Raw genomic sequence first — 16,194 nt, 5'->3', positions numbered from 1 at the left:
GAACGGAAGGGACTTGCGCGAATCAAGTAAGCAGTGAGCAAATTCCTTTCCTTGGTAGCATCCGGGCCGGGGAAGCCCCCGCTTGAATGCCATGCACACTTCACAACTCCGGCTTCGGCGCACCCTTTTGACCCGGGAACCGCCTTCTCGGTTTCCCACCCGGGAACGTGAACCGCCGGAGCAGTCATATCCGTAGAACCGGACGGGATCCGGATGGAACCGGGCCGCCACGCCGCCCACAGGGGGACGCCGCATGACGCAGCATCAGGCCGCCACTGTCGACACCACCACCCGGCCGATGGTGGCCGTGACCGACCTCCGCCGGAGCTTCGGCACCGGCGAGCGGGCCGTGCACGCCCTTCGCGGCGTCTCCTTCACCGTCGGTCGCGGCGAACTCGCCGCGCTCAAGGGCCGCTCCGGCTCCGGCAAGACCACCCTGCTCAACCTGGTCGGCGGCCTGGACACACCGACCGGCGGCACCATCGCGCTGGACGGCACCGACCTCGCCGGACTGGACGAGGACGGCCGGCTCGCCCTTCGGCGGGAGCGGATCGGGTTCGTCTTCCAGTCCTTCGGGCTGATCCCGATGCTCACCGCCGCCGAGAACGTCGGCGTGCCCATGCGGCTGCGCAAGGCCCCGGCCGCCGAGCGCGAGGAGCGCGCCCACGCCCTGCTCGCCCTGGTCGGCCTGGCCGACCACGCCAACCAGCGCCCCGGCGAGCTCTCCGGCGGCCAGCAGCAGCGCGTCGCCATCGCCCGTGCGCTGGCCAACGAGCCCAGCCTGATCATCGCCGACGAGCCGACCGGCCAGCTGGACTCCGAGACCGGCCGCTCGATCATGGAACTGCTGCGCGCGGTGGTGCGCAGCGAGGGCGTCACGGTGCTGGTCGCCACCCACGACCCGACGCTGATGGGGCTCGCCGACCGGGTGATCGAGGTCCGGGACGGACGGATCATCGAGGAGGCGGCGGAACGGGCCGCCTAGCGGAGCGGGCCCCGGGGTCGGTCACGGGCGTGGGGAGGCGGGGTGCCTCCCCACGCCCGCGGGGTTCCCTCCGCACGCCTGCCGTTCATCCCACGCCCGCGGCTCCTCCTCACGCCCGCGGGGCGCCGGCGGCGAGGGCGGGCCCCGGGGCTCGGGCCTTCGCCGGGAGAATTCCCGCCCCCTGAGCCGTCCCCCACCTTCCCGAGTCCGGGAAAGCCGACGGCTCCGACGCCGACGCGGATTTCCGGCCGCGGGAATCGTTTTGTCAACAGTGCGGCAGTACGTCGCTCTCGGTGGGCCGCCCCGCGGTGGCCTCCGGCTTCGCACCGGAATCCCGTGGTCAGTGGCATTGGCCACGGTCGCCGGCAACCCGCCGGATTCCACTCCAGCGGAGGTTCGACGGCGATCCACTGCCGCGTTCTCTGCAGCCTTTCCGACCCTCCGGGAACTCGCCCGCAGAAAACGGTCGTGGTGGCCGGCTGCGAAGCCGACCACCACGACCGTCACGCCCTCCCCCGGGTCACCGGGGGCCGTTCCGTCAGACCGCCGGGAAGATCTCCGCGTCCGGCTTCAGCAGCTGGCCGGGCGCCGGCGCGGTGCCGTCCACCAAGTAGCGGGTGACCAGCTGGTTCAGCGCCTGGCTGCGGCCCACGGCGCAGTGCTCGATCGAGTCGACGCTGACCAGCACCGCGTTGCCGAGCTGCTGCTGCATCCGCTCGGCGAACTTGTACTGGGTGGCCGGGTCGTAGAGGTTCCCGATCACCATCACGGTGTTGGAGGTCTTCTTGTTCCACGGGCCGGAGAAGCGCTCGGCGTCCCGGGCCGGGGCCGGCCAGCTCGCGCACGCGGGCGCGTCGAAGGCCTGGTAGCGGCCGAAGGTCGGCATGTCCTTCTCCCACGCCTTGGCCGCGTTCGCGAACACCCGGTCGTTGGAGGGGTACGGCTTGTCCTGGCAGTTGACGGCCAGGTAGGAGTCGTCCGCGGTGTACTCGGAGTCCACCGGGGCCTCCCGCAGCGCCGCCCGCGGGACGTCCACCGAGAGCAGGTTGGCGTCCTCGTCCGAGACGTTCGCCTGCGGGGCCAGCAGGGCGGTCGCGGCCGGCTTCTGGAACACCTGGTAGGTGGCCTGCAGCGACTTGGCCAGCGGGGCCAGCTTGGCCTGCGAGTACAGGGCGCTGGCGACCTCGCCGGTGAAGCTGCTCAGGGTCACCTTGGAGCCGTTCGGCAGCGTGATCGGGCTGGTCCGCAGGTGGTCCCGGAGCTGGTCGAACTTGGCCCGGGTGTCGCCCTCGCCGAAGGCGCAGCGCGGGGCGCCGGCGGCCTGGCAGCGCTTGAGGAACTCGTCCAGGGCCAGCTCGAAGCCGTTCGCCCGCTGGCGGTCGTACTCCAGGCCGTTGTGCAGGCGCAGGTTCGGGTCGACGTTGCCGTCGACGATGATCGCGCGGACCTTGTTCGGGTACATGTTGGCGTACGTCGAACCGATCAGCGTGCCGTAGGAGAACCCGGCGAAGGTGAGCTGGGAGTCACCGACGGCGCGGCGCATCCGGTCGAGGTCGCGCACCACGTTGATGGTCGACATGTGCTCGATCAGCGGGCCGGCGTTCTTGCTGCACGCGTCGGTGTAGTCCTGGTCGGCGTCCAGCGTCTCGTTGATCTCGGCCTTGGTGACCGGCACGCCGACCATGCGGTTGTTGACCGCGTCGGCGTCCTCCTGGGTCTTGAAGCACTTGAGCGGGTTGCTCCGGGCCACGCCGCGCGGGTCGAAGCCGACCAGGTCGAACTTGGACTGCACTTCGGCGCCGAAGCGGCTGGTCGTCGCCCACAGGTAACCGCTGCCGCCCGGGCCGCCGGGGTTGAGGAACAGCGAGCCGATCCGCTTCGACGGGTCGCTCGCCCGCCGCCGCATCATGGCGATGCCGATCTTCTCGCCCGACGGGTTGTCGTAGTCCAGCGGCACGGGGTACACGGCGCAGTCGTAGATACCGGGGTCCGGCTTGGTCGGATCCGGGTTGCACGGCGTCCAGGCGACGGGGTCGACCTTCGCCTCGAGCAGGCCCGGGGCCTGGTCGACGGGCGCCGCCGACGCGGCGACGGCGGTACCGGTGACAAGTGCGAGAGCGCAGGTGACCGCTCCGGCCAGCTTGGATATGCGGGACAAGGAACCTCCTCCGTACTGAAAAGGGCGGCCCCAGCCTGTCAGCCGGAGATCTCCGTGTGAAGACCCGGGAGGGGCGCAAATCGTCCGCCCGACACGGAAACCGTCGAGAAACATTCTGTGAATGAACCAACTTGACGGTTGATTTATTTGATGGCGTGTCATCCGCGTCGCCGATCGGCCGTCGACCGCCCGGATCGGCCGGGGGTGCGGAATCCCCGCGCCCGCACCCCGGGGGCGACCGCTACCGCGCGATCGGCCGCGACAGGTCGTCCTCGGCGACGACCTGGTAGACGGCGTTCAGGCTCGGCGGGCCGACCAGGTCCTTGATCCGCTCGAAGCGGCGCGCCTCGACCGGGGCCACCCGCTCCGTCCACGCCTCGACGGACTCCGGGTCGTGGTCGCCCTCGATCAGCGCGATGGTGACGATCTCCCGCGAGTCCTCCAGCGCGGTGGCGCTGATCACCCGGGTGCGCGGGTCGTCCGGGAACACCTCGTCCGGGATCCACGCCTTGCGGAACTCCCCGTACTCCACACCCTCGTTGAGCTTGCGCACCATCACGGCGACGAGCTGCACGACATCCTCCCCAGAGTTTTTCTTGCAGTGCAAGAAGCTGACGCCGAGTATTGTTTTCTTGCACTGCAAGACTTGTCAAGGCCCAAGCCGCACAGCCCCGGCCGGAGCACCCCGGGGCGGAGGAGGAACCGATGCCGACCCGGCGCACCCGTCCGCGGACGGGGCTGACCCGCGAGAAGGTCATCGACGCCGCGCTCGCCTACGTCGACGAGCACGGGCTCGCCGCGCTCTCCAACCGCAAGCTCGGTGCGGCGCTCGGCGTCGAGGGCATGACGCTCTACTACTACGTCCCCAGCAAGGCCGCCCTGTTGGACGGCATGGTGGAGCGCCTGCTGGAGCTGTCGGCCGGGAGCCTGTTCACCGAACCCGGGGGCCCGTGGACGGCGGTCGTCGGGGAGTTCGCCGTCGAGCTGCGCCGGCTGCTGCTCGACCACCCCGCCATGCTCACCGTGCTGGCCACCCGCCCGGCCGCCACCCCGGCCTCCCTCGCCCTGCTGGAGCGCGGCATCGCGGTGCTCCATGAGGACGGCGTCCCGCTCGGCGACGCGCTCGACGTGCTCAACTCCGTCGTCCGGTGGACCATCGGGCACACCCTGGGCGAGGTCGGCGAGACGCCCCACCACGAGGGCACCGAGCCCCGCCCGGAGGAGTTCGCCGCGCTGGACCAGGAGGTCCACCCCCACCTGGCGCGGGCCTTCGCGACCGGCGAGGGCCTCGACTCCGAGCAGTGCTTCCGGCGCACGCTGCGCATCCTGCTGGCCGGGTACGCCGCCGAGCTGGCGCACGCCCGGGGGGCCGGGGCCTGATCGGACGGCTCACAGCCGGCCCGTCCCGCCCGGACCGGGCGGGACGGGCCGGACACGCCCCGCGAGGCGGGTCGGCCGACCCCGTCTCAGCCCGCGACCGCCCCCCGCAGGGCGGCCGCCACCAGCCCGTGGACCGCGTCGGCCCCGGGCTCGCCGCCGCCCACCAGGTGCTCGAAGACCAGGCCGTCGATGCAGGCCAGCAGCGTGGTGGTCCGTCCGTCCGGGTCGGCCACGCCCCGGTCGGCGAGGAACCCGCGGACGGCGGTGCGCCCGGCGTTCTCCCGGGGGACGAGGATCTCGCGCAGCTCGGGGTCGCGTACGCTCTCCACCGCGCAGGCGTACCGGGCGAGCGAGCGCCGCCGCCCGTCGCCGGACAGCCGTCGCCGCATCAACTCCCGGATTCCGTCCGCCAGTTCCGCGGCCGAACGGACCGGCACCCGCTGCCCCATGGCGTGCAGCTCGCCCTGGTCCAGCTCCACCAGCCGCCGCACCAGCGCGGTGAGCAGCGCCTGCCTGGTCCGCAGGTAGGCCGAGGTTGTCCCGACCGGCAGCCCGGCCGCCGCGTCGACCGCCCGGTGGGTCAGTCCGCGCACGCCGAGGTCCGCCAGCACCCCGATCGCGGCGTCCGCCAACACCGTCCGCCGGTCCGGCCGTCCCGCATCGTCGCGCTTCTGGTCCTCGTGTCGCCGCATCCCCCCTTTCTACCGGGGCCGCGCCGTCCGCCGCGCATCCCCTCGGACCGGACCGGCCGCCGCCCGCCGCCGTCGGCCACCGTCGCCGACCACCGCCACCGACCGCCGACCGCCGCCGGCCGCCGCATCGCTCGGGCGGCCCCGCACCCACCCCCGTCCGCCCGCCGGCAGCCCCGTAGTACGCTCCTTCTACAGCTGTAGAAAGCAGCGCGGCGACACGGGAAGGACCGGGCATGAGCGGCAACAGCGCGGTGGTGGTCGGGGGCGGTATCGGCGGGCTGGCCGCCGCGATCGGGCTCCGGCTGGCGGGGTGGGACGTGACCGTGGTCGAGCGGGCGGCCGTCCTGGACGACGCGGGCGCCGGCATCTCCCTGGCCGCCAACGGGATGCGCGCGCTCGCCGCCCTGGGGGTCGGCGAGGCCGTCGAGGCGGCCGCCCGCCGCCAGTACACCGGCGGCACCCGGACCCCGGACGGCCGCCGGCTCGCCGCGATGGACGGCGCGGCGCTGGAACGCGAGCTGGGCGCACCGATCGTCGGCATCCCCCGCGCGGCCCTGCACCGCATCCTGCGCGAGGCGCTGCCCGCCGAGTCGCTCGTCATCGGCACCGAGGTGGCCGAGGTGGACACCACCCGGCCGTTCCGGGTCCGGGTCGGCGTCGGCGGCACCGCCCTGGAGGCCGGCCTCCTGGTGGCGGCCGACGGCATCAACAGCCGGCTCCGGCGCCGCCTCTTCCCCGACCACCCCGGGCCGGTGTACAGCGGCTCGACGGTGCTGCGGGCGATCACCGAGCGCCCGATCGACGGGCTGAAGGCCGACTTCGAGCTGACCTGGGGCCACGGCGCGGAGTTCGGCCACATCGCCTTCCCGGACGGCGCCGCCGAGTGGCACGCGGTCCTGAACGCCCCGGCCGGGGTCCGCTACCGGGACCCGCTGGCCGAGGTCCGCCGACGCTTCGGGCGCTGGCACGAGCCGATCCCCTCGCTGCTGGCCGCGACCCGGCCGGAGGCGGTGCTGCACCACGACGTCAACGCGCTGGCCACCCCGCTGCCGTCCTACGTCTCGGGCCGGATCGCCCTGCTCGGCGACGCGGCGCACGCCATGACGCCCCACCTCGGCCAGGGCGCCTGCCAGGCCCTGGAGGACGCGGTGACCCTGGCGGCGGCCCTCGCCGGGTCCCGGACGGTCGAGGGCGCGCTCGCCCACTACGACGCGGCCCGCCGTCCGCGCAGCCAGACCGTGGCCCGCGACGCCCGCCGGGCCGGCCGGATGGGCCAGCAGCTCGCCCACCCGCTGGCGGTCGGCCTGCGCAACGCGGCGATCCGGCTCACCCCGCCCGGCGCGATGGTCCGGTCCGTGCTGCGGCACGCCGACTGGACGCCGCCCCGGATCACCCCGCGCGCCACCCCGGCGTAGGCCCGAAGCCCCGGCCCACTTGACCGGGAATCAGATTAGGCGCCATATTACTTCTCGTGACCCAGCAGCCCGAGAGCGGCCCCACCGCCCCCAGCCTCGACCAGGCCCGCCGCCAGATCGCCCGCTACGGCCTCACCGCCGATCCGCAGGCGGTCCTGGTCGCGGCCCGGCTGATGGCGGCGGGCGCCCGGATCGGCCAGGCCGGCGAGGTGCACTTCGGCCGGTTCGGCCTCTCCACCGGCCGCTACCGGCTGCTGGCGGACCTGGAGGACCACGGCGGCGAGAAGTCGCCCTCCCAGCTCGCGGCGAGCCTCGGCGTCTCCCGGGCGACGGTGACCGGCCTGGTCGACGGCCTGGAACGGGAGGGCCTGGTGGCCCGCCGGCCGTCCACCGAGGACGGCCGCGGCAACGTGGTGATCCTCACCGCGCGGGGTGCCGACAGGCTGCGGGAACTGGCGCCCGAGCACTTCGCCCGGATGCAGGCCCTGGTCGGCGGCCTCTCCGTCGAGGAGCGCGCCACCTTCCTGGAGCTGCTGGCCCGCGTGGTCGCGGGCATGGACGCGCTCACCGAGGACTGATCCGCACCCAGGCGGGCCGCCGTCCGGCGGCCCGCCTCCTTCCGGCCCAGATAGTTAGGCACCTAAGCACAAATACTTAGGCGCCTTACCACCTACCAGAGGAAGTTCCACCCATGAGCAAGAAGGCTCCCGGCGCTCCCCCGCCCTTCGTCCTGTGGCGCGAGGTCCTGGCCGCCTACGCCATGCCCGCCGCCACCGCCGGGGCCGGCGGAGCCCTCACCGGCCAGCCGCAGCTGGTGACCGCCGCGCTCACCACCATCGGCGGCACCTCCGCCCTGGTGGCCGCCGCACTCGGCGCCGTGCTGCGCCGCCGCCCCTCCCGAAGCCGGCCCGCCCGGACCCCGCGCGCGCTCGCGGCCGCCGCCCTCGGCCTGTTCGCCGCGGCGCTCGGCCTGGCCGTCGGCCTCGCCGCCAGCCGCTGGCTGCCGCAGCTCCCGGCCCTCGCCGACAGCCCGTGGCCGCGCCGACTCCCGCTCGACCTGGCGGTCTCCTCGGCGATCGCCGCCACCATCACCACCTGGCGCTGGCGCGGCAGCCGCTCCGCCCGAGCGGCTCAGCACGGGCTCCCCGCCGCACCCCGACCCGAAAGGCAGACGTCATGATCGTCATCATGGGCGCCGGTGGCGCCACCGGCGGCGCCACCCTGCGCAGCCTCGCCGCGCTCGGTGCGCCGACCCGCGCGCTCAGCCGCGACCCCGCCCGACTCGCCGCCGCACTGGACGGGCACACGCTCGCCCGGACCACCACCGCCCCGGCCGACGCCGCCGACCCGGCCTCCCTGCGCGCGGCGTTCCGTGGCGCGCACCAGCTCCTCCTCACCATGGCCAACGGCCCGCAGCAGGTCCGGTACGAGCTGAACGCGATCGAGGCGGCGGTCGACTGCGGCGTGGAGCACATCGTCAAGGTCTCCGCACCCGCCGCCGAGCCGGACTCCCCCGTCGCCGTCTCCCGCGGCCACCACCTGATCGAGGAGCGGCTTCGGCGCTCCGGCGTCACGGCGACCGTCCTGCGGCCGTACGCGTTCATGCAGAAGCTGCTGCTCCTGGCCCCCGGCATCGCCGCCGGGGTGGTGCACGGCGCCCTGGGGCAGGCGCGGTGCAACTACGTGGACGTCCGGGACGTCGGGGACGCCGCGGCCGAGGTGCTCACCCGCCCCGAACTGGCCGGCGGCTGCTATCCGCTCACCGGCGGACGGGCCTACAGCCACTCCGAGCTCACCGCGCTGCTGGGCGAGTTGCTCGGCCGGCCGGTCCGCTACCTCGACCTGAGCCCGACCGAGTTGCACGCCCACCTGGTCGGCCGGGCCGGGATGCCGGGCTGGCTGGCCACCCACGTGGTGGAGATCCAACGGCTCGCGGTGGTCCGCGAGGAGACGCCGGACGACACCTTCCGCCGCCTCACCGGACGCGCCCCGCGCTCCCTGGAGGCCTTCCTCGGCGAGAACCTGCACCGGTTCCGCTGACCGCCCGCAGCACGGCGGGCCGGGCCCGGACCGGACGGTTCGGCCCGGGGGAGACCCGGCCCGCCACCCGAAGGGAGCAGCATTCCGTGTGGCGTGGGTCACGGTCGAGAAATCGACCTGACGATTCGTCAATTCCACTGACGTCTCGTCACATCGATGACACTAGGCCTCAGTTGTCGACTGACGTGACGTCAGATCCGGTCGTTCCAGCGCCAGTTGGGCCGAGAGTCCGCTCCTGCCGGATCGTCGACCCCGGGCTACCATCGGTCGGGTTGTCCGCTCCGGCCCCGGAGTGGGGTCACCCGATCAGGCGGTGCTCCCACCGCCCCACGGGCCGGGCATCGGTCGGAACGGGGCGAGGACGAGGAGCGCACGGCTGCCATGACAGCTGAACCGAGCCACCCGGAGCTTTACGCCGCGCCACCGCAGGAGTCGACCCCGCAGCAGCCGGCGCCGCAGGCCGCGCCGAAGCAGCCGGTGCAGCCGGTGCAACCGGTGCAGCGGCAGCAGCCGCAGCGGGAACTCGCCCTGTTCCCCGGCCGCCCGGCCACCGCCCCGCGCACCCTGGTCGACGTGCTGGACGCCACCGTCCGCGCCCACCCCGACGAACCCGCCCTGGACGACGGCCGCACCGTGCTCAGCTACCGCGCGCTGGCCGCCGAGGTCGAGCAGCTGCGCCGCCGGCTGGCCGCCGCCGGGATCGGCCCCGGCGACCGGGTCGGCGTGCGCGTCCCCTCCGGCACCAACGACCTCTACGTCTCGATCCTCGCGGTGCTCGCCGCCGGGGCCGCCTACGTCCCGGTGGACGCCGAGGACCCGGACGAGCGCGCCGAGCTGGTCTTCGGCGAGGCCGCCGTCGCCGCCGTGCTCGGCACCGGGCTCGGCCTGGCGACGACGGCCGAGCGAGCGCCCGCCCCGGAGCGCCGCCCCACCCCGGCCGACGACGCCTGGATCATCTTCACCTCCGGGTCGACCGGCAGGCCCAAGGGCGTGGCCGTCACCCACCGCAACGCCGCCGCCTTCGTGGACGCCGAGGCAGCGCTCTTCCTCCAGGAGGAGCCGATCGGCCCCGGCGACCGGGTGATGGCCGGCCTCTCGGTGGCCTTCGACGCCTCCTGCGAGGAGATGTGGCTGGCCTGGCGGCACGGCGCCTGCCTGGTACCGGTCCCCCGCTCCCAGGTGCGCAGCGGCGCCGACCTCGGCCCCTGGCTGTCCGAGCAGGAGATCACCGTCGTCTCCACCGTCCCGACGCTGGCCGCGCTGTGGCCGGCCGAGGCGCTCAACGAGGTGCGGCTGCTGATCTTCGGCGGCGAGGCCTGCCCGCCCGAGCTGGTGCAGCGCCTGGTCACCGAGGGCCGCGAGGTGTGGAACACCTACGGCCCCACCGAGGCCACCGTGGTCGCCTGCGCCGCCCTGCTGACCGGCGACGGCCCGGTGCGGATCGGCCTGCCGCTGGACGGCTGGGACCTCGCCGTGGTGGACGAGGCCGGCCGGCCGGTCGCGCCCGGCGGCACCGGGCAGCTGGTGATCGGCGGGGTCGGCCTGGCCCGCTACCTCGACCCGGAGAAGGACGCCGAGAAGTACGCGCCGCTGCCCTCGCTGGGCTGGGAGCGCGCCTACCGCAGCGGCGACCTCGTCCAGGCCGACCCGGCCGGCCTGCTGTTCCTCGGCCGCACCGACGAGCAGATCAAGCTGGGCGGCCGCCGGATCGAGCTGGGCGAGGTCGACGCGGCCCTGCAGGCCCTGCCCGGGGTGGCGGGCGCGGCCGCCGCCGTACGGACCGCGCGCGGCGGCAACCAGCTGCTGGTCGGCTACCTGGTGGTCCAGGAGGGCTTCGACCGCGAGCAGGCCGTCGAGCGGCTGCGCGCCGAGCTGCCCGCCGCCCTGGTACCGCTGCTGGCGACCGTCGAGTCCCTGCCCACCCGGACCTCCGGCAAGGTCGACCGCAACGCCCTGCCCTGGCCGCTGCCCGCGTCGGAGACCACCGGTCCGGGCGAGCAGCTCTACGGCACCGAGGCCTGGCTGGCCGAGCAGTGGTCGGAGATCCTCGGCGTCCGGGTCGGCGGCCCGCGCGACGACTTCTTCGCCATCGGCGGCGGCAGCCTGGCCGCCGCCCGGCTGACCACCCTGCTGCGCACCCGCTACCCGGGCGCGGCCGTGCTGGACGTCTACCAGCACCCGACGCTGCGCAAGCTCGCCCGGCACCTGGAGCGCAGCGCCGGCGAGAGCACCGAGGCCCGCACCGTCACCCTGGTGCCGACCCGGGCCAAGCTCCTCCAACTGCTCCTGCTGATCCCGCTGTTCACCGTCGTCGGACTGCGCTGGACGGTGGCCCTGCTGGCCGCCGGGAACCTGCTCACCCACCTCGGCGACTACCCGTGGGCGCCCACCGCCTCCTGGTGGTGGGTCGGCGCGGGCGCGCTCGCGCTGTTCACCCCGCCGGGCCGGCTGGCCGTCGCGGCGGGCGGCGCCCGGCTGCTGCTGCGCGGCGTGCGCCCGGGCAGCCACCCGCGCGGCGGCTCCGTCCACCTGCGGCTGTGGACCGCCGAGCGGCTCGCCGAGCTGACCGGCGCGGACTCGCTGTCCGGCGCCTGGCTGGTGCGCTACGCCCGGGCGCTGGGCGCCAAGGTCGCGCCCGAGGTGGACCTGCACTCGCTGCCGCCGGTCACCGGGATGCTGAAGCTGGGCCGCGGCTGCGCGGTCGAGGCCGAGGTGGACCTGTGCGGCTACTGGCTGGACGGCGACCGGCTGCTGATCGGCCAGGTCAAGATCGGCTCCGGCGCCGTGGTCGGCACCCGCTCGACACTGCTGCCCGGCGCCCGGGTCGGCAAGCGCGCCCAGGTGGCGGCCGGCTCCAGCGTCACCGGCCAGGTCCCGACCGGCCAGCGCTGGGGCGGCGCGCCCGCCGTCAAGCTGGGCCGCGCCGAGCGCGACTGGCCCGAGGAGCGTCCGGCCCGCCGGGCCCGCTGGGCCTCGCTGTACGGCGCCAGCGGTGCCGTGCTCGGCCTGCTCCCGGTGCCGCCCGCGATCGCCGCGCTGGCCGTGCTGTCCCGGTTCGTCGACCAGCGCGCGGCCCTCGGCCCGGCGCTCGGCGGCGCGCTGCTCGGCCTGCTGCCCGCCACGCTGGCGTTCGGCGCGGTGTACGCGGCGCAGCTGGTGGTGCTGGTCCGGCTGCTGAGCGTCGGCCTGGTGCCCGGGACGCACCCGCTGCACGGCCGGGTGGGCTGGCAGGCGTGGACCGTCACCCAGCTGATGGACCGGGCCCGCAAGGTGCTGTTCCCGCTCTACGCCGGCCTGGTCACGCCGCTGTGGCTGCGCGCCCTCGGGATGCGGGTCGGCCGGGGCGCGGAGGTGTCCACCGTGCTGGCGCTGCCCAGCCTGACCACGGTCGGTGACGGCGCGTTCCTGGCCGACGACACCCTGATGGCCCCGTACGAGCTGGGCGGCGGCTGGGTGCGGCTCGGCGAGGCGAAGGTCGGCGAGCGGGCGTTCCTCGGGAACTCGGGGATGACCGCGCCGGGCCGCTCGGTGCCCAAGCGCGGCCTGGTGGGCGTGCTGTCGGCGACCCCGGCGAAGGCGAAGAAGGGCGGCTCGTACCTGGGCATGCCGCCGATGCGGCTGCCGCGCTCCGCGGACCGGGCCGACCAGAGCCTGACCTACGAGCCGCCGGCCCGGCTGCTGTGGGCGCGCGGGTTGGTCGAACTGGGCCGGCTGGTGCCGGTGCTGGCCTCGGGGGCGCTGGGCCTGCTGACCGTGGCGGCGCTGTCCTGGTCGGCGGCCGGCTCATCGCTGACCGCCGCGCTGCTGTCGGGCCTGGTGCTGCTGGCCGCCGGTGCGGTGGCCTGCCTGGTCGCGGTGGCGGCGAAGTGGCTGCTGGTCGGACGGTTCCGGGCGGTGGAGCACCCGCTGTGGAGCGGCTTCGTGTGGCGCAACGAGCTGGCGGACACCTTCGTGGAGATGCTGGCGGTGCCGTGGCTGGTCGGCGCGGTGCCGGGCACCCCGGTGCTCAACCTGTGGCTGCGCTCGCTCGGCGCGCACGTCGGGCACGGGGTCTGGTGCGAGAGCTACTGGCTGCCGGAGGCGGACCTCGTCACCCTCGGCGACGGGGTCACGGTCAACCGGGGCTGCGTGGTGCAGACGCACCTCTTCCACGACCGGATCATGCGGATGGATACTGTGGTCCTCCGCGAGGGCGCCACCCTGGGCCCGGGCGGCATCGTGCTGCCCGGCAGCACGGTGGGCGCGCGCAGCACGCTGGGCCCGGCCTCGCTGGTGATGCGCGCCGAGTCCGTCCCCGCCGACACGCGGTGGCTGGGCAACCCGATCGAGGCGTGGCAGACCACGTCGTGACCACCTCCCCGTCCACCCGTCCCGGCCCGCAGGAAGCGCACGTCCCCGTGAAGCCCAAGCACGTCCCGGCGGCCGCCGGCGCCCCGGACCCGTACTTCCCGAACAGCGGCGACCACCGCTACCGGGTGCACCGCTACGAGCTGGCGCTGGACTACCGGCCCGGACCCAACCGGCTGGCCGGCTCGGCCCGGCTGAGCGCGGTGGCGGACGCGGCGCTGGCGGAGTTCGCGCTCGACCTGGCCGACTTCCGGATCGGGCGGGTGCTGGTCGACGGCCGGGCCGCCCGCTACACCCACCGCGCGGGCAAGCTGCGGATCCGCCCCGCCAGGGCGCTCGCGCCGGGCGCGGCGTTCACCGTCGAGGTGCACTACACCGGCAACCCGCGCCCGGTGCGCAGCCCGTGGGGCGGCCTGGGCTGGGAGGAGCTGACCGAGGGCGCGCTGGTGGCGAGCCAGCCGGTCGGCGCGCCGTCCTGGTTCCCGTGCAACGACCGGCCCGCCGACAAGGCCGCCTACCAGCTGGCGGTCACCACGCCGTCCCCGTTCACGGTGGTGGCCGGCGGCCGGCTGCTGACCCGCACCACCAGGGCGTCCAGCACCACCTGGGTGTACGAGCAGAGCGCGCCCACCCCGACGTACCTGGTGACGGTGTCGATCGGGAACTACCGGCCGGTGCCGCTGGCGGTGCGCCCGGCGGTGCCGCAGACCGGCTACGTGCCGGAGCGCCTGGCCGCCGCGTTCGCCCGGGACTTCGCCCGGCAGCCGGAGATGGCGGCGTACTTCGGCGAGGTCTTCGGCCCGTACCCGTTCGGCGAGTACGCGGTGGTGGTCGCGGACGAGGAGCTGGACGTCCCGGTGGAGGCGCAGGGCGTCGCCACCTTCGGCACCAACCACCTCGGCGGCGGCTGGGAGCGCGAGCGGCTGATCGCCCACGAGCTGGCCCACCAGTGGTTCGGCAACAGCGTCACGATCGCCGACTGGCGGCACATCTGGCTCAACGAGGGCTTCGCCAAGTACGCGGAGTGGCTCTGGTCCGAGCACGCCGGCGGCCCGGGCGCGGCCGTGCACGCCGCCGCCGCGCACCGGCTGCTGGCCGGGCTGCCGCAGGACCTGCGGCTCGGCGACCCGGGCCGGAAGCTGATGTTCGACGACCGGCTGTACCAGCGCGGCGGACTGGTGGTGCAGGCGCTGAGGCGGGCCCTCGGCGAGGACGCCTTCTTCGCGATGCTGCGGGACTGGACCGGCGCCAACCGGCACGGCGTGGTCACCACCGCCGACCTGCGCGCGCACGCCGCCCGGTACACCGCCGCCCCGCTCGGCCCGCTGTTCGAGGCCTGGCTGGAGCGGCCGGAGCTGCCGGAGCTGCCGGACTGAGCGCTCCGCCCTTATTCGGTCGGCCCCGGGGCCGGGCTGGGCTACTGTCCGTGCACATGTCGATGAGTCCAGAAGCCCACCTGACCGATCCGCCCCACGAGCTGCTGCCCGCCACCCGCCGCGCACTGCTGCACCGGCTCGCCGTCGCCCAGTCCGAGGGACGCACGCCCTCGATGGTCGCCGGGGTGCTGCGTGACGGGCAGCCGGTGTGGAGCGGCGCCCGCAGCATGGTCGACGGGCACGCGCCGACCCCGGACGTCCAGTACCGGATCGGCTCGCTCACCAAGACCTTCGTCGCCGTCCTGGTGCTGCGGCTGCGCGACGAGGGTCTGCTCGACCTCGCCGACCCGCTCTCCCGCCACCTGCCCGGCACCCCCGCCGACGGGGCGACCGTCGCCCAGCTGCTCTCGCACTCCTCCGGCCTGACCGCCGAGACCCCCGCCCCCTGGTGGGAGCGGACCGAGGGCACGCTGCGCCCCGGACTCGGCGACCTCCTGGAGGCCGAGCGGCCGTCGAAGCACCCGACAGGGCGGGTGTTCCACTACTCCAACACCGGCTACGCGCTGCTCGGCGCGCTGGTGGAGAGGTTGCGCGGTGAGACCTGGGACGAGGTGCTGCGCCGCGAGGTGCTCGCCCCGCTCGGCATGGACCGCACCACACTGCTCCCCGAGCACCCGCACGCCGGGGGCTTCGCCGTCCACCCCTGGGCCGACGTCATGCTGCCCGAGCCGCTCACCGACACCGGCCTGATGGGCCCAGCCGGCCAACTCTGGTCCACCGTCGCCGACCTGGCCCGCTGGGCGGCCTTCCTGACGGCGGGCGACGACAAGGTGCTGTCCGCCGACACCCTCGCCGAGATGCGCCGCCCCGCCGTCGCCCCGGACGACTCCGAGTGGGCCGGCGGCTACGGCCTCGGCCTGCAACTGCGCCGCCACGAGGGCCGGTTGCTGTACGGGCACACCGGATCGATGCCCGGCTTCACCGCGGGCCTGTGGATCAGCGAGGCCGACGGCCTGGCCGCGTACGCCCTCTCCAACGCCACCAGCGGGGCCAGCGCCGCTTCGCTGGCCGCCCAGTTGATCGCGCTCACCGCCGAGCTCGAACCCCGGCTGCCCGAACCGTGGCGCCCGCTGAGCGAGGTGGACGACGAGTTGCTGGCGCTCACCGGCCCCTGGTACTGGGGCGCCGCCCCGGCCGCCCTGCGGCTGCGGCCCGGGCGGGTGCTGGAGCTCACCCCGCTCACCGGCACCGGTCGGGGCTCGCGCTTCCGGCCCGAGCCGGACGGCACCTGGACCGGTGTGGAGAACTACTACGCGGGCGAGACCCTGCGGGTGGTCCGCCACCCCGACGGCACGGTCAGCCACCTCGACGTCGGCTCCTTCGTCTACACCCGCGAGCCGTACGGGCCGGCGGGCGCCGTCCCCGGCGGGGTCGACCCGGAGGGCTGGCGGGCCTTCTGAGCCGCGCGTGGAGATCGGGAAGCACAGCGGCGTGAAAGCGGCGGCGTGACGAGCGCGATCTGAGAGCCGCGAGGTGACGACGGGGGTGTGCGGCACGGCCGTACGCCCCCGTGGCGTGTGCTGTCCACCCCCGGCGAACGACCGCCCGGTGCCGGGCGGATGACCGCCGGGCCACGGGTGGTCCCATTCAACAGGTGCACATCTGCGATCCCCCGGGCCGCAACATGAACGCCAACCGGCTCGGAGAGACATACGGGGACCGGTTCGCGCCCATGCCCAACCGCCTGCGGACCGGGACGGTGCCCTGGCGATCCACGGCACCGCCGATCGTGCTGCCCTGG

General features: G+C 74.8%; 12 protein-coding genes. 9 read left to right on the top strand and 3 right to left on the bottom strand.

Annotated features, from left to right (window positions below; translation table 11 throughout):
- Positions 1-253 precede the first annotated feature (253 nt).
- On the top strand, positions 254-985 hold the full coding sequence (locus tag ACIQI7_RS28915; protein ID WP_401115379.1) for an ABC transporter ATP-binding protein: 732 nt from the start codon (positions 254-256) through the stop codon (positions 983-985).
- A 538-nt stretch (positions 986-1,523) separates the two neighbouring features.
- Here ACIQI7_RS28915 and ACIQI7_RS28910 read toward each other — a convergent pair.
- Entirely contained in the window at positions 1,524-3,143 is a 1,620-nt protein-coding gene (locus tag ACIQI7_RS28910; protein ID WP_401115376.1) for an alpha/beta hydrolase, read from the bottom strand.
- A 241-nt stretch (positions 3,144-3,384) separates the two neighbouring features.
- Positions 3,385-3,717, bottom strand: a complete 333-nt coding sequence (locus ACIQI7_RS28905) for a hypothetical protein (protein WP_387755249.1) — start codon at positions 3,715-3,717, stop codon at positions 3,385-3,387.
- Between the two features lie 131 nt (positions 3,718-3,848).
- Between ACIQI7_RS28905 and ACIQI7_RS28900 the strand changes: the two genes are divergently transcribed.
- Positions 3,849-4,523, top strand: coding sequence for a TetR/AcrR family transcriptional regulator C-terminal domain-containing protein (locus ACIQI7_RS28900; protein WP_401115371.1), 675 nt, complete (start codon positions 3,849-3,851; stop codon positions 4,521-4,523).
- Positions 4,524-4,609: 86 nt separating this feature from the next.
- On the opposite strand, the gene ACIQI7_RS28895 is transcribed toward ACIQI7_RS28900, so the two are convergent.
- On the bottom strand, positions 4,610-5,215 hold the full coding sequence (locus tag ACIQI7_RS28895; RefSeq protein WP_401115368.1) for a TetR/AcrR family transcriptional regulator: 606 nt from the start codon (positions 5,213-5,215) through the stop codon (positions 4,610-4,612).
- A 233-nt stretch (positions 5,216-5,448) separates the two neighbouring features.
- Between ACIQI7_RS28895 and ACIQI7_RS28890 the strand changes: the two genes are divergently transcribed.
- The 7 genes from ACIQI7_RS28890 (at position 5,449) to ACIQI7_RS28860 (ending at position 15,853) form a co-directional block, all read left to right on the top strand.
- On the top strand, positions 5,449-6,630 hold the full coding sequence (locus ACIQI7_RS28890; RefSeq protein ID WP_401115365.1) for an FAD-dependent monooxygenase: 1,182 nt from the start codon (positions 5,449-5,451) through the stop codon (positions 6,628-6,630).
- A gap of 56 nt (positions 6,631-6,686) precedes the next feature.
- Positions 6,687-7,208: a MarR family winged helix-turn-helix transcriptional regulator gene (locus ACIQI7_RS28885; RefSeq protein WP_401115361.1), complete on the top strand. Its 522-nt coding sequence runs from the start codon at positions 6,687-6,689 to the stop codon at positions 7,206-7,208.
- A gap of 113 nt (positions 7,209-7,321) precedes the next feature.
- On the top strand, positions 7,322-7,810 hold the full coding sequence (locus tag ACIQI7_RS28880; RefSeq protein ID WP_401115357.1) for a hypothetical protein: 489 nt from the start codon (positions 7,322-7,324) through the stop codon (positions 7,808-7,810).
- Positions 7,807-8,670: an NmrA family NAD(P)-binding protein gene (locus ACIQI7_RS28875; RefSeq protein WP_401115353.1), complete on the top strand. Its 864-nt coding sequence runs from the start codon at positions 7,807-7,809 to the stop codon at positions 8,668-8,670. Before ACIQI7_RS28880 ends, ACIQI7_RS28875 begins: the two co-directional genes overlap by 4 nt.
- Positions 8,671-9,051: 381 nt before the next feature.
- Entirely contained in the window at positions 9,052-13,020 is a 3,969-nt protein-coding gene (locus ACIQI7_RS28870) for a Pls/PosA family non-ribosomal peptide synthetase (protein WP_401115350.1), read from the top strand.
- Between the two features lie 47 nt (positions 13,021-13,067).
- Positions 13,068-14,393 (top strand): M1 family metallopeptidase, encoded by a 1,326-nt coding sequence (locus ACIQI7_RS28865; RefSeq protein WP_401115676.1) that lies wholly within the window; start codon positions 13,068-13,070, stop codon positions 14,391-14,393.
- Between the two features lie 56 nt (positions 14,394-14,449).
- Positions 14,450-15,853 (top strand): serine hydrolase domain-containing protein, encoded by a 1,404-nt coding sequence (locus ACIQI7_RS28860; RefSeq protein WP_401115347.1) that lies wholly within the window; start codon positions 14,450-14,452, stop codon positions 15,851-15,853.
- Positions 15,854-16,194: the final 341 nt, after the last annotated feature.

The sequence above is a fragment of the Kitasatospora sp. NPDC092039 genome, from assembly GCF_044756065.1.
Lineage (GTDB): Bacteria > Actinomycetota > Actinomycetes > Streptomycetales > Streptomycetaceae > Kitasatospora.
The sequence above is the reverse complement of the archived record's forward strand: the minus strand, read 5'-3'. Positions and strand labels throughout refer to the sequence as shown.